At 35.1% G+C, this 14,021-nt stretch carries 11 protein-coding genes; 5 read left to right on the top strand and 6 right to left on the bottom strand.

All coding sequences use genetic code 11. The features are described from left to right. Positions 1-189: 189 nt before the first annotated feature. The 3 genes from FNW52_RS17525 (at position 190) to FNW52_RS17515 (ending at position 6,608) form a co-directional block, all read left to right on the top strand. Positions 190-2,721, top strand: coding sequence for a PIG-L family deacetylase (locus FNW52_RS17525; protein ID WP_143378781.1), 2,532 nt, complete (start codon positions 190-192; stop codon positions 2,719-2,721). A 115-nt stretch (positions 2,722-2,836) separates the two neighbouring features. Continuing rightward, positions 2,837-4,579: a sodium:solute symporter gene (locus FNW52_RS17520; protein WP_143378780.1), complete on the top strand. Its 1,743-nt coding sequence runs from the start codon at positions 2,837-2,839 to the stop codon at positions 4,577-4,579. A gap of 490 nt (positions 4,580-5,069) precedes the next feature. Beyond that, complete coding sequence (locus tag FNW52_RS17515; RefSeq protein WP_143378779.1) at positions 5,070-6,608, top strand: SulP family inorganic anion transporter; 1,539 nt, start codon at positions 5,070-5,072, stop codon at positions 6,606-6,608. A gap of 143 nt (positions 6,609-6,751) precedes the next feature. On the opposite strand, the gene FNW52_RS17510 is transcribed toward FNW52_RS17515, so the two are convergent. The 6 genes from FNW52_RS17510 to FNW52_RS17485 all read right to left on the bottom strand — a co-directional run bounded on the left by FNW52_RS17510 (position 6,752) and on the right by FNW52_RS17485 (position 11,864). After that, positions 6,752-7,483 carry a hypothetical protein gene (locus tag FNW52_RS17510; protein WP_143378778.1) on the bottom strand — a complete coding sequence of 244 codons (732 nt, stop codon included), beginning with the start codon at positions 7,481-7,483 and terminating at the stop codon, positions 6,752-6,754. A gap of 500 nt (positions 7,484-7,983) precedes the next feature. After that, positions 7,984-8,829, bottom strand: a complete 846-nt coding sequence (locus FNW52_RS17505) for a DUF2911 domain-containing protein (RefSeq protein ID WP_143378777.1) — start codon at positions 8,827-8,829, stop codon at positions 7,984-7,986. Positions 8,830-9,104: 275 nt separating this feature from the next. After that, positions 9,105-9,758: an HAD family phosphatase gene (locus FNW52_RS17500; RefSeq protein WP_143378776.1), complete on the bottom strand. Its 654-nt coding sequence runs from the start codon at positions 9,756-9,758 to the stop codon at positions 9,105-9,107. A 104-nt stretch (positions 9,759-9,862) separates the two neighbouring features. Continuing rightward, entirely contained in the window at positions 9,863-10,585 is a 723-nt protein-coding gene (locus tag FNW52_RS17495) for a ThiF family adenylyltransferase (RefSeq protein ID WP_143378775.1), read from the bottom strand. A 23-nt stretch (positions 10,586-10,608) separates the two neighbouring features. Next, the gene (locus FNW52_RS17490; RefSeq protein WP_143378774.1) at positions 10,609-11,262 is read right to left on the bottom strand and encodes a TatD family hydrolase; all 654 of its coding nucleotides are present in this window, start codon (positions 11,260-11,262) and stop codon (positions 10,609-10,611) included. Further along, positions 11,262-11,864, bottom strand: a complete 603-nt coding sequence (locus tag FNW52_RS17485) for a DUF1684 domain-containing protein (protein WP_143378773.1) — start codon at positions 11,862-11,864, stop codon at positions 11,262-11,264. Before FNW52_RS17485 ends, FNW52_RS17490 begins: the two co-directional genes overlap by 1 nt. 92 nt (positions 11,865-11,956) lie before the next feature. Between FNW52_RS17485 and FNW52_RS17480 the strand changes: the two genes are divergently transcribed. Continuing rightward, positions 11,957-13,174, top strand: a complete 1,218-nt coding sequence (locus FNW52_RS17480; protein ID WP_143378805.1) for an MFS transporter — start codon at positions 11,957-11,959, stop codon at positions 13,172-13,174. A gap of 482 nt (positions 13,175-13,656) precedes the next feature. Beyond that, positions 13,657-14,019 carry a BlaI/MecI/CopY family transcriptional regulator gene (locus FNW52_RS17475; protein WP_143378772.1) on the top strand — a complete coding sequence of 121 codons (363 nt, stop codon included), beginning with the start codon at positions 13,657-13,659 and terminating at the stop codon, positions 14,017-14,019. Positions 14,020-14,021 lie beyond the last annotated feature (2 nt).

Raw genomic sequence — 14,021 nt, 5'->3', positions numbered from 1 at the left:
TAATATTCTATTTTTATTTTAAGACACTTTAATCAGTTTTTTTTAAAATTTACATTATGCGTCCACTCTATTAAAACATTAACATAACTTTTGGAAACCTCTCTAAATATTCCCACTTTTTAATTAGTATTTTTGAAGCTACTCTATTCAATGCTATTCTGAAATTTAATTTATACAAATTCATTTTATATGCTAAAGATTTACTTTAAATCACTTTTTATTTTCATCCTCGCTATTCAAATAGCAAATGCTCAAAAACCACAAAAACCAAATGCTGCCGAAATATACAATCAAATTGAGAAACTAAATTTTCTGGGGACTGTACTTTATATTGCTGCACATCCCGATGATGAAAACACGCGTTTAATCTCGTATTTGTCTAATGATGTCTATGCCAGAACAGGCTATCTATCATTAACCAGAGGCGATGGCGGACAAAATTTAATTGGTCCACAATTGAGAGAATTATTGGGAGTAATCCGAACTCAGGAGCTTCTGGAAGCCAGAAAAATTGACGGTGGAGAACAGTTTTTTTCTAGAGCCAATGATTTTGGTTATTCAAAAAAAGCGGAGGAAACATTACAAATTTGGGATAAAGACCAAGTGCTATCCGACCTTGTTTGGACTATTAGAAAATTTCAACCAGATGTAATAATAAACCGATTCGATCACAGAACTCCCGGAACTACCCACGGTCATCACACTTCATCGGCCATGCTTAGTGTTGAAGGTTTTGATTTGGCCAATAACCCAACTTCCTATCCAGAACAATTAAAACTAGTATCACTTTGGCAACCCAAAAGACTGTTTTTTAATACCTCTTGGTGGTTTTATGGAAGCAAGGAAAAATTTGAGGCTGCCAATAAAACGAAACTAACTGCAATTCAAACTGGGGTTTATTATGCTACAATAGGCAAATCCAATCAAGAAATCGCAGCTTTAAGTCGCAGCAGACACCAGTCACAAGGGTTTGGCAACACCGGAACAAGAGGAGAAGAAACGGAATATTTCGAATTTCTAAAAGGAGCCCCTTTAAAAGACAAATTATCTTTATTTGAAGGCATCGATACCAGTTGGAATCGCGTAAAAGGAGGAAAACCCATAGGAGAATTACTAACCCAAATTGCCAATCAATACGATTTCAAAAACCCGTCGGCTAGCATTCCTGCTTTGGCGAAAGCCTATACTATGATTCAAGCTTTGGAAGAAGAACATTGGAAAACTGTTAAATCCGAAGAAATAAAAAATACCATCGCCGCTTGTGCAGGTTTGTATCTTGAAGCTGTGGCCGATACTCAGGAAGCCACTCCAGGAAGTCTTGTGAAACTAAAACTGGAAGCCATAAACAGAAGTGCAATTGGTATGCAATTGGTAAGCGTTACAACATTACCGGAACAAAAAAACACCCTTTTGAACACCGATTTAAAGAATAATATTTTACATAATTCTACACTCGATTTACAATTACCAATAACGTTAAATTATACGCAACCGTATTGGCTAAAAGAAAAAGGAACCGTTGGCATGTACACAGTCGAGGAACAAAAAAACATAGGAATTCCAGATATAATTCGAGAAGTAAAAGTGATTTTTCTAATCAAAATCTCTGAGGTTGAAATTCCTTTTGAAAGAACCGTTGTCTACAAATACACGGACGATGTAAAAGGAGAAATGTATAATTTCCTTGATATTGTTCCAGCTGTAACCACAACCATTCAAGACAAGGTGATGTTATTTACAAGCACCAAAAGCAAATACGTAGGTGTCAGCATAAAAGCGAAAAAAAACGACATCAAAGGAGATTTAAAACTAGATTTGCCTAAAGATTGGAACGTATCTCCAAAATCGATCTCTTTTCAATTGGACAAAAAAGGAATGGAACAAACCGTTTATTTTGAAGTTACTCCACCCGATGTATTGAGTGAAGCAGTGGGCAAAAGTATTGCTACTGTTGACGGTGTTGCATACGACAAAGAACAAATTACAATCAATTATGATCATATTACCAAACAGCAAGTTTTAAAAACTGCTGAAGTAAAATGCATTCGATTTGATTTGAAAACCAATGGCGAAAAAATTGCTTATATCATGGGAGCTGGAGATGAAGTTCCAAAGAGCTTAACACAAATGGGGTACAAAGTAGCACTACTAAAACCCGAAGAAATAACTCCCGAAAAACTAGACTCTTTTGATGTTGTAATGACCGGAGTGAGAGCCTATAATACCGTACAAGCATTGGCAAACAAACAGGATATTTTGTTTAGTTTTGTAAAAGGCGGCAAAACAATGATTGTACAGTACAACACAACCGATGATTTGGTTACCTCAAATATTGCACCCTATCCCCTAAAAATTTCAAGCGACAGAGTAACCGAAGAAAATGCCGAAGTTCGTTTTCTAACTCCAAATCATCCTACTTTGAATTACCCCAATACAATTACCCAAAATGATTTCAAGGGTTGGAAACAGGAACAGGGATTGTATTACCCAAAAGAGTTTGACAAGGCCTTCACTCCTATCCTATCCTCAAATGACAAAGGAGAAAGTGCCAAGGAGGGTGCGCTATTAATTGCTCCTTACGGAAAAGGGAATTACATTTATACGGGGCTAAGTTTTTTTAGAGAATTACCCGAAGGCGTTCCCGGAGCCTATAAATTGTTATCGAATATGATTTCGATTAAAAGCGCAGTAACCGTTCCGAATCAAAAAATAAAACAATAAAAAGATGGATTCAAAAAAACCTCAAATTTGGTCAAAAAGCTATACTCTTGTCCTTGTAGCCAATGCCGTTTTTATTATCATTTTTTACTTAATCATGAAATTATACTCTTAACCTATGCAATTATTTGATTGGATTATTCTAATAGTAACGCTATTATTTATAGTAATATATGGTGCTTGGAAAACTCGAGGCAGCAAAAACGTTGAGGATTATGTCTTGGGTAATAATGAAACTCCTTGGTTTACAGTTGGACTCTCCGTTATGGCCACACAAGCAAGCGCGATAACCTTTCTATCAACACCGGGGCAGGCCTTTCATGACGGAATGGGGTTTGTGCAATTCTATTTTGGTTTGCCGATTGCCATGGTCGTAATTTGCGTCACTTTTATACCAATATATCATAAATACAAAGTCTTTACCGCTTATGAATATTTAGAAAAAAGATTTGATCTTGAAACCCGTTCCTTGGCGGCCATTTTATTTTTGGTTCAAAGAGGTTTGGGAACCGGAATTACCATTTATGCCCCATCTATCATTTTATCGGCATTATTGGGTTGGAATCTTACTTATATGAATATTATTATCGGTGTTTTGGTAATCATTTACACCTTTTCTGGGGGTACCAAAGCAGTAAATGTTACCCAAAAACAGCAAATGTTTGTGATCCTCTCGGGAATGGTAATTACCTTTTTCCTGATACTTCACTATTTACCAAACGAAATGACCTTTGATAATGCCATGCATATTGCTGGAGCAAATGACAAAATGAATATCGTAAATTTCTCTTTTGATTTAAATGAAAAATATACTTTTTGGAGCGGAATCACGGGTGGCTTTTTTCTTGCCTTAGCTTATTTTGGCACCGATCAATCTCAGGTAGGTCGCTATTTGTCTGGAAAATCTGTTCGCGAAAGCCAAATGGGATTGATTATGAACGGACTTTTAAAGGTACCGATGCAGTTTGGTATATTACTTACCGGAGTTATGGTTTTTGTGTTTTTTCAATTCAATGAAACGCCTTTAAACTTTAATCCTAACAATAAACTGCTGGTAGAAAACTCCATTTACAAAAACGAATATCAGAATTTACAGAAAGATTTAGACAAATTATCCGAAGATGAAAAAGTAATCAATCTGTTGTATATAGACCAACTCAATCAAGATTACGACAATCCCACACTTCGAAAAGAGCTAGTCGATTTGGCACTCAAAGAAAAAGACTTGCGAGCACAAGCCCGGGAAATAATCTCAAAAGTCGATAAAAACAGTGAAACCAACGACAAAGATTATGTGTTTTTCTATTTCATACTCCATTATTTGCCCAAAGGTCTCATTGGTTTATTACTGGCTGTAATTATTTCTGCGGCCATGTCATCTACCGCTTCCGGACTCAACGCATTGGCTTCTACCACCGCCATTGACATTTACAAACGCAACGTTAAAGGAGAGAAAACAGCCAAACATTATCTCAATGTTACCAAATTTTTCACACTCATGTGGGGCGTTATTGCCATAGCATTTGCCTGTATCGCTACACTTTTTGAGAATTTAATTCAATTGGTAAACATCATAGGATCAATATTTTACGGAACCGTTTTAGGGATATTTCTAGTTGGTTTTTACATCAAAAAAATACAGGGAAAAGCCATTTTTTATAGTGCCGTTATCAGTCAAACCGCTATTATTTTGATTTATTATTTTGCCATTTTTATCTATCCTAGCGGCGAAGAAAAACTGGGCTATTTATGGCTTAATTTCATTGGAGCATTACTGACTATAGTTTTATCGTACTTATTGCAAAAGACGATTTTTAGGACTGAAAAAGGCAATTCTACACCTAAAGAAATTATTATTTAAAATCATTCGGGTGTAACCCCATTATAGAAAGAGGCCAACTTATAGAACCGCTTATTCGGCCTCTTTCTATAATGGGGTCGGGCTTCCTGATAGCTATCGGGACACGTTACTTCGGTAACGTTCCCGCTCTTCAAACGGTTTGCGTAGTTGAAAGATTACGTAAATATCTTGCTACAATTTTGATTTTGATTCTTTATTTTAAAAGGTTACTTTTGCATTATTATGATGAAAAACAATACTCATTTTATCACAGTTACTCCGCCTTGATTTATAGTCTTTAAATCGAAGGATTATTCCTAAACCACTTATCGCTTTTTTTTCGATACATTTTCAGTGTATGAATTTGCATCCTAATCTGTGTGTTTTCTGAATAAGAAATCACACCACAATCCATTTATATTATTTTATGAAATCGCCATGATTCCAAATCACAAATTAGAATGAAGAATGGCGATACCATATTCCATTAAAAAACAAATATTATCCACATATGAAAAAAGTATTTAATTTATTTGATTTATCGCAAAAGGTAAATTATAAAACAGAAATTTTAGCTGGTTTAACTGTTGCTATGACTATGATTCCAGAATCCCTTTCATTTGCTATATTAGCTGGTTTTCCTCCATTAATGGGTTTATACGCTGCTTTTATAGCGGGTTTGGTTACTGCAATTTTTGGTGGAAGACCTGGGATGATTTCTGGCGGAGCTGGAGCAACAGTTATTGTATTGATTGCTTTGATGAAATCAAATGGTTTGGAATATGTTTTTGCAGCTGTCGCTTTAGCAGGGATTTTGCAAATTTTAGTTGGGCTTTTTAAACTTGGGAAATTTATACGTTTGGTACCACATCCTGTAATGTTTGGATTTGTAAATGGATTAGCGATAATTATATTTATGTCGCAATTAGAGCAGTTCAAAACGGCATTAAATGGTCAAATTGTTTGGCTTTCTGGAAATCCTATGTTCATTATGGTTTGCTTAGTAGCTTTGACTATTGGGATTGTAGTGTTTTTACCTAAAATAACCAAAGCGGTTCCATCCTCATTAGTAGCTATTATAGTGGTATTTATATTAGTTTTTTTCTTAGGAATTGAAACAAAAACAGTAAAAGATATTGCATCTGTAAGTGGTGGTTTTCCACCATTTCATATTCCAAATATTCCAATCAATTTCGAAACTTTAAAATTAATTTTCCCCTATTCTTTGATTATGGCAGCAGTGGGATTGACTGAGGGTTTACTAACTTTAAATTTAGTTGATGAAATTACAGAAACAAAGGGGGACGGAAACAGAGAATGTATTGCACAAGGTAGCTCTAATATATTGAATGGTTTTTTCTTCGGAATGGGTGGCTGTCCAATGATTGCCCAAACTTTGGTTAATTTATCGGCTGGTTCAAGAGCACGTTTGTCTGGTATTGTTGCTTCTTTTACTATTCTTGTAATTATTTTATTTGGTGCTCCAATAATTGAACAATTGCCTATGGCAGCTTTAGTAGGTGTTATGATTATGGTTGCGATTGGAACTTTTGAATGGGCAAGTTTAAAAATATTTAATAGGATGCCGAAGAAAGATGTTTTCCTTGTAATAATAGTTGCTTTAATCACTGTTTTATTGCATAATTTGGCTTTGGCTGTTTTAATTGGAGTTATTATTTCCGCTTTGGTTTTTGCTTGGGAAAGTGCCAAAAGAATTAGAGCTAAAAAATACATTGATGACGAAGGAGTGAAACATTATGAAATATATGGTCCATTATTTTTCGCCTCAACTACTGCGTTTACTGAAAAATTTGATGTCCTGAATGACCCAAACGAAGTAATAATTGATTTTAAAGAAAGTCGTGTTGCTGATATGTCAGCTATTGAAGCCTTGAATGTTATTACACATCGTTATCATAAAATTGGTAAAAAAGTACATTTGAGACATTTGAGTAAAGATTGTATTCAGTTACTAAATAATGCAGAGGCAATAATTGATGTGAATATTATAGAAGATCCAACGTATAAATTGGTTGTGGATAAATTATAAAATACTAAAAAAGGCATTTCGATTTAGCGAAATGCCTTTTTTGACTTTTAAGTTTGAATTAATCAAATTACCCCATAAATAATGCCCCGATAATAAACGAATCCCGTTTCAATTCAATGAAACGGGATTATAAACTACTCAAATTATTTAATATACTCATAAATAAAATGTGAAATTAAATCGATTGATAATGCTACCACAGATGAAATAACGATGGTAATAATGGGATGCTTTTTTATTCGATCCGTAATTTTAAAGTAGAGACCTTTATTAATTCTTTTTAACTCTTTTTGTGTTTCAATAATTAACGCTTCATCAACACTGTTATTAGTAACATGGTTATTAATCAATGAATCCACACAGGAATTACAAATTTCTGGCTTATTGGTAGAGTAAACAATATCTTTTTTATCGGCACCATTCATGTCAAATATGCAACCTCTGGGATCATCATGAGTAAATTTAATTTCACTAAGCAATGGTATTCGATTGCCTTGACTTTTGTAAACCAAGGTTGCCGAATACAATAGTCTTAACAGCAAATTTTTTAACGGAATATCATTAAAAATCAAAATATCAGACATGCCGCTATACGTAATACAAATTCTATTGTCCGAAAAGCGTCTCACAAAATAATCATCCTGCAACGGAACATTGGTTACCACAATTAGAATATCGGCATCGGTATTGGGAGGAAGTTCTTTCTCAATATTATTATCCAGAAATTCCCAATTTGGACCATCGGAACAGCCAGCAAAATTAAGATTGTTCACCCCCGTGATTTCAAAAATGGATGAATTCCATTTTTCAATTTTTAAGATTTCAGCCAAATGAGGCAAATGTCCCAAAATGCATAATTTTATTTTTACCTTCATAATGTTATGTATTCATTATCCTTATAATTGATAGGTTGGATCGATAAAATTTATTTCAAAAATTTGAATAGTACTACTAAATCCAGTGCCAAAGATATACATAAAAAAAACTCAAAAATTAAAAAAAATAAATAATTTGGTAAATTATATCGATATTTAATATAAAATAGAATTAATTACAAAATACATGCCTTTTCATTGCAATAAAAACAATATCGTAATGTAGTTAAATTTTCACACCCATTGCTCTTATTTTTTTAAAACAATACGAATAAAGGATTGAAATAAAACGCTGATGTTCTTCGGATTAGACCTAACAGGTTTCTAAAACCTGTTAGGTCTCGTTGAAGATCAACAAGTTATAAACTCAAATTTTGATTCGCATTAATACTCAATAGTGTTTACTATTAATCATAAAAAAAACCCGTTTCAAATCTATGAAACGGGATTCTTGATATTATATGTAGAGACGCACTGCAGCGTCTCTACTGCAAAAAAAATTATTTTTTACTCCACTCTGCAATGCTTTCTTTATTCATTTTTACGTAATCTTGATTTTTGGCAATTTCTGCTGCTGCAAGAGACAGTTTAGCTGTTTCGATTGCTGCTTTTTTATCTCCCAATTTGGCTTGAATCAATGATTTCAATCGAGTGAACCAATACGGTTTTTCGGTACTCATTTCTAATGCTTTATCCACATAAGAAAGTGCTTTCACATTATCTCCATTCGATTGAAAAATATATTGTGCCGCCGAAAAGTAGTCTCCCGATGTCGGTCCTGCCAACGCTTTTTCGATATTCGCTAATGTTACTTTTTGCGTTGGGACTTCAAATTTCATTGAAACGGATGAATTCTCCCAAGCCATATCCAAATAAGCAAAATTAGCATCCAAATTGCTGATACTAATAGTGAAAGACTCAACTGGTTTTGTCAAAGCTTCTTCTTTTACCGTAGTTCTTAGCACTACATTGGCTTCATTCCATGTCTCAGGAGTTCCCCAATTGTTTGTGGTGGAATAAAAAATCACTTCCCAGCTTTCGATTTTAGGAATAGTGTACACGGCATATTTCCCTTTTGGTACTATTTTACCATCGATGGTAACATCTTCACTAAAAGAAATCGTTGTGTTTTCATTGGCGCCTGTTCTCCAAACTTTTCCAAAAGGAACTAAGTTTCCAAATACCGCTCTGCCTCTTGCGGCAGGTCTGCAATAAACAATTTCTACATCTGTCAAACCAACCGTTTGAAAAACTGTCGATTTTGGGCTAGCTTGAGGTGTCTTTAACTGTGCCTCAGTAATAAAGGGAGCTATAATAAAGGCGAAAGCAATAAGAATTTTTTTCATGTTATTGTTTTATGTGTTTGCTCAAATTTACAAATTCAGAAAGTTCTAACTGTTAATTTTTTATTAATTCAAATTCAAAAATTATTTTGTGTTATTCTCTCGCAAAGTCGCAAAGACGCGAAGTCTAGCTTTATTTTCTTTGCGACTTTGCGACTTTGCGACTTTGCGAGAAATTTTAAAATCAAGCGTGCTATTCGTTTATCTTTTAAAAATAACTCTAATACAGCACATAACAGAATACTTTAAAATCTTATTCGGACAATAATGATTCAAAATTAGTATCCTGATACCTTTTTAAAATTCAATTCATCAAAATGACTTACCACAAAGTCCGCTAAAGCCAAATCTTGATCTTTCGAGTGAATGCTATTGTATCCTATGCAAAGAATTCCCGCAGCTTTGGCCGCTTTCACGCCATTGGTACTATCTTCTATCACAATACAATTTTCTTTTGACGAAACCGACAACGAAACGGCATGTTCAAAAATAGCGGGATGTGGTTTTGATTTCGGAAAATCTTCCCCACTCACTATATGCGAAAAATATTGGTGCAACCCAAAACGGAGAAAAACCCTTTCTATAGTCACTTTTGAAGCCGATGAAGCCACAATCAATTGCATACCGTTTTGATGAAAATCTTTAATTAAATGCTCTACTCCTTCCAATAACTCTAAATCTTCCTTCGTATCAAAAGCATCATTAAATATCGATCTTTTTCTTTGTATTAAATCTTCAACTTCCTGTTCCAACAGGAAATGTTCTTTTAACTTCTGAAAAACATTTCTGGTAGAGAATCCCGTAAAAGAAGTGTACATTTCCTCTGGAACTGCTATATTGAGTTCCTCAAAATGTTGAAAATAAGCATAACGGTGTACAGGTTCTGTATCGACAATTACACCATCCATATCGAAAATTACGGTTTGTATCATTTTTTTTTGAGATTCTAAATTGCTGAGTTCCTAAGTCCCTATATCTATCGGGAGAGACACTAGGTCACTATTTCTTTCTAAAAAGTCTATTATCTATTCGTCTATTATCTATCCGTCTTTTTCAACAAATATCGAATCACCGTTTCTGCGGCATACAAGCCAAATAATCCGGGCATATAACTATTGGTTCCGTAAAATGATTTTTTAAAATTGGATCCATCGGTCATTCTCAAACTAGTTTCGTCTTGAATTTCAGAAGAGAATACTACTTTTAGTTTATCGATTTTCACTTCTTTAAGGCGTCTGCGAATCGTTTTTGCAAAAAAGCAATTTACAGTATTGGTAATATCCGTTACTTTTACTTTCGAAGCTTCCATTTTACCACCCGCTCCCATGCTACTGATGATTTTTACACGTTTTCTTTTGGCGGCAATAATCAAATTTAATTTTGGCGTTACGCTATCAATGCAATCCAAAACATAATCAAATTCTTCGGTAACAATTTCAAAAGCGCGTTCTGGCGAAAGAAATTCTTGCACGCGTGTCAATTTCAATTCTGGATTGATGTCCATTAACCGATCTCCAACAACAGTGACTTTAGACTGTCCTACAGTAGAATGCAAGGCAGGCAACTGTCGGTTGATATTGGTAATATCCACCACATCGCCATCTACAATCGTTAGAGATCCCACTCCTGCTCTAGCCAAAAATTCGGCTGCAAAAGAACCCACTCCACCAAGTCCTACGACCATTACGTGAGCATTTTGCAAATTCTGTAATCCTTCTTTTTTAAATAAAAGTTCGGCTCTTTCTGTCCACTCTGCCATATCAATTCGTTTTAATTTTATCTTTAAAGTTGCGTTTTAAAAACTGCTGCAAAATTACTCTTTATTTGTTGTCGAAGTTCTTCCATACTCCATTTTTTATACTGGGCTGCCAAGGCATATACTTCTTCAATCCCTTCTTCTACAGTATCCGTTTCCAGAAAAAATCTATCATTGGGAATACTTACAAAAACGGATTCCAGTTCAGGATTTCTCAATAAATATTTCCCAAACGAAATATAAAATCCATTATCGATGAGTTCCTTAGCCACTTGTTTATTCTTTGAAAATCCGTGAATGATCATTGGAACCGTTATTTTTAATCGTTTCTTGAGGGCATTTACCTCTTGAAAAGCCGCCACACAATGAATCACAACTGGTTTTTTATAATGTTGTGCCAAAAGTAATTGTCTTTCAAAAACTGTTTGTTGTAATTCCAACGAAATGGCAATGCGTTTATCCAATCCGCATTCGCCTAGAGCGAGACAATTAGGCTCTTGCAATTTACTTTCTATCATTTGCAAATCAGCCTCAAGCCTTTGTTCATCGATATACCAAGGATGAATCCCAATCGAATAATACGGAATCGCCGCATCAAATTCTTGCGGATATTGATTCACGAGTTCTAAAACCGTGTCTTGATTCGTAGATTTGTGGGTATGTAAATTAAAAAATTGCATTAGTCGTGAAATTTCTTAACACCAGCTTTGATTTCGATAGCCAAATCATTTTCCAGCGGCACTTTTGGACAGGAATATTTGTGATTGTAAGCACAATACGGATTATACGATACATTAAAATCAATAACAATCGTATCGCCAGTTGGAATTTTCAAATCAATATATTTCCCACCTATGTAACTCTCCTTACCCGATGTCAAATCCGAAAAAGGCAAAAACAAATCGTCTTTGTATGCTGATTTTTTAGAAAATTCAATATTGCGATAAATATTCAGTTTAAACTCTTTCCCTTCTAACTGAAAACGAGCTTCACCATATTTCACATACATTGGTCTTCTTGTACCAGAAGTTGGCATTTCAAATGGTTTTTCATCTTCGGTTCTAATAAATTGCGCAACCACGAAGGCTTTTTCATTTGCAGGATAAAAATCCAACAACTTGAATTGAGCCAAATCTTCTACCGTAAGCGGACTCGTTTTGGCATCGGCATATTCAGAATTGAGGTCTTTTTGAAATTTTTCGACAACCGACACATCAAATTTTCCTTGGCCAAAGCCAAAATTAAATTGCGCCAAAAGCAGTAAGATACCAATTTGCTTCATTTTATAATTTTATACAAAAATAGTTTAAAGTTATAACGACACAAAGATACAACCCTTTAAAAATTTTATCTTTGAAAATTCAATATCATTCTATGCTCAAAACTGCTCTCGGTCGCTACATCAACAATTTCAAAGGATTCACGCGCGAAGTTTGGATACTTGCACTAATCACTTTTGTCAATAGGGCGGGTACCATGGTACTGCCTTTTTTATCCAAATATTTAAAAGAAAATTTACACTTCACTTATGGCGAAGTGGGATGGATTATGGTTGCCTTCGGATTAGGTTCTATGCTAGGCTCTTGGTTGGGTGGAAAATTGACCGATAAAATTGGTTTTTACAAAATCCTGTTTTTCAGCCTTTTTACCAGTGGAATCCTGTTTTTTATCCTGCAATACATCACAACCTTTTGGGGATTATGCTTTGGAATGTTTATAATCATGGCGATTTCTGATATGTTTCGACCCGCTATGTTTGTCTCCCTGAGCGTATATGCCAAACCCGAAAACAGAGTTCGAGCCTTGTCTTTAGTACGTTTGGCCGTGAATCTAGGTTTTACCGCAGGCCCAACATTGGGCGGATTGATCATTCTAGGAATGGGATACCCAGGTTTGTTTTGGGTTGATGGAAGCTCTTGCATCATCGCGATTTTGATCTTTGCTTTTTACATCAAAGAAAAAAAGAGAATCCCAATTGCCACCGATGATTCCGAGACAAAAATACTACCAAAGTCCATCTACAAAGACAAACCTTTTTGGATGCTGTTGTTCATCAGCTTTATCACGGCCATGGTATTTTTCCAAATATTCACGACACTCCCTTTATACCACAACGAAAAATTTGGGCTAACCGAGTTTCAAACCGGTATGCTCCTTTCTATCAACGGATTATTGGTATTCCTTTTAGAAATGCCTTTGGTTGGCTTCTTAGAACGAAAAAAAATAAATAAAGTTAGAAACATCGCCTACGGTTCACTCTGCATTGCAGCAGGATATTACGTTTTATTACTCGATTCTTGGGTTGGAATTTTAATCATCAGCATCGTATTACTCACCTTGGGCGAAATCTTTTCCTTCCCCTTTGCCAATGCTGTAGCCCTCAACCGAGCACCAAATGGACAAGAAGGACAATACATGGGTTTATACACCATGAGTTTCAGTTTGGCGCATATTGCCAGTTCCAAAACAGGCCTCGAAATCATTGGTCATTATGGCTATCTCGTCAATTGGTTCGTGATGGGAAGTTTGGGAATGATAGCCTTATTCAGCTGCATTTGGCTCAACAAAATGGTGTGTAACGAGCAAAAATAAATCGTATTCATCCACATTTGGGCGTGCCATCATTATGAAAATGGGCCAAATATACAAACCGCTCATTCGGCCCCTTTTCATAATGCTGTCGTGCTATCCGCGCTACTTCGGTAGCCAGCTTCTATCACTCACGCGGAAAACCACAACTATTGTATTCCAAAAGATATTTAGTGGCATTAGCGTTTTATTAAACACGTATCCTAACAGGTTTCCAAAACCTGTTAGGTATTCCAAGTCCACCTCTATAAACATTCCACAATCCTAAATACTTTCAGGGTTTATTGGATATTAAAACATTGGTTTTAATCTTAATAATAACCAATGCCTAATAAAAAATACCTAACAGGTTTTGAAAACCTGTTAGGATAAACCCATATTCTCCCCAACAAAACCAACACAAAACTAAAATTTTAGTTAATAAACTATATTTATAGTTTGCAAACTAGAAATATAGTTGTAAGTTTGTTTCAAATTAATTCATCATGCAAAAACTAACGAACAAAGAAGAAGAAATCATGCACATTTTATGGAAGCTCAAAAAAGCATTCGTAAAAGAAGTCATGGCCGAAATCACCGAAGACCAACCGCATTACAATACACTGTCCACCATTATACGCAACCTCGAAGAAAAAGGATATGTGTCTTACAATGCCTTTGGGAACACCCATCAATATTATCCATTGGTTACATTAGAGGATTACAGCAAACGTTTTATGAATACCGCTATCGATAATTATTTCAATAGTTCTTATAAAAACATGGTTTCCTTTTTTGCCAAAGAAGAAAAAATAACTGCCGAGGAGCTTAGAGAAATTCTGGCCATGATCGAGCAAAAAAAACAATAACT

This window comes from Flavobacterium sp. ZT3R18, from assembly GCF_007097385.1.
Taxonomy (GTDB): domain Bacteria; phylum Bacteroidota; class Bacteroidia; order Flavobacteriales; family Flavobacteriaceae; genus Flavobacterium.
The sequence above is the reverse complement of the archived record's forward strand: the minus strand, read 5'-3'. Positions and strand labels throughout refer to the sequence as shown.

Bases quoted from the DNA above. Each gene is read 5' to 3' on its own strand.
- FNW52_RS17480 (WP_143378805.1), top strand. From the start codon at position 11,957: ATGCTCAAAACTGCTCTCGGTCGCTACATCAACAATTTCAAAGGATTC.
- FNW52_RS17500 (WP_143378776.1), bottom strand. From the start codon at position 9,758: ATGATACAAACCGTAATTTTCGATATGGATGGTGTAATTGTCGATACA.
- FNW52_RS17490 (WP_143378774.1), bottom strand. From the start codon at position 11,262: ATGCAATTTTTTAATTTACATACCCACAAATCTACGAATCAAGACACG.
- FNW52_RS17510 (WP_143378778.1), bottom strand. From the start codon at position 7,483: ATGAAGGTAAAAATAAAATTATGCATTTTGGGACATTTGCCTCATTTG.
- FNW52_RS17520 (WP_143378780.1), top strand. From the start codon at position 2,837: ATGCAATTATTTGATTGGATTATTCTAATAGTAACGCTATTATTTATA.
- FNW52_RS17525 (WP_143378781.1), top strand. From the start codon at position 190: ATGCTAAAGATTTACTTTAAATCACTTTTTATTTTCATCCTCGCTATT.
- FNW52_RS17495 (WP_143378775.1), bottom strand. From the start codon at position 10,585: ATGGCAGAGTGGACAGAAAGAGCCGAACTTTTATTTAAAAAAGAAGGA.
- FNW52_RS17505 (WP_143378777.1), bottom strand. From the start codon at position 8,829: ATGAAAAAAATTCTTATTGCTTTCGCCTTTATTATAGCTCCCTTTATT.
- FNW52_RS17515 (WP_143378779.1), top strand. From the start codon at position 5,070: ATGAAAAAAGTATTTAATTTATTTGATTTATCGCAAAAGGTAAATTAT.
- FNW52_RS17485 (WP_143378773.1), bottom strand. From the start codon at position 11,864: ATGAAGCAAATTGGTATCTTACTGCTTTTGGCGCAATTTAATTTTGGC.
- FNW52_RS17475 (WP_143378772.1), top strand. From the start codon at position 13,657: ATGCAAAAACTAACGAACAAAGAAGAAGAAATCATGCACATTTTATGG.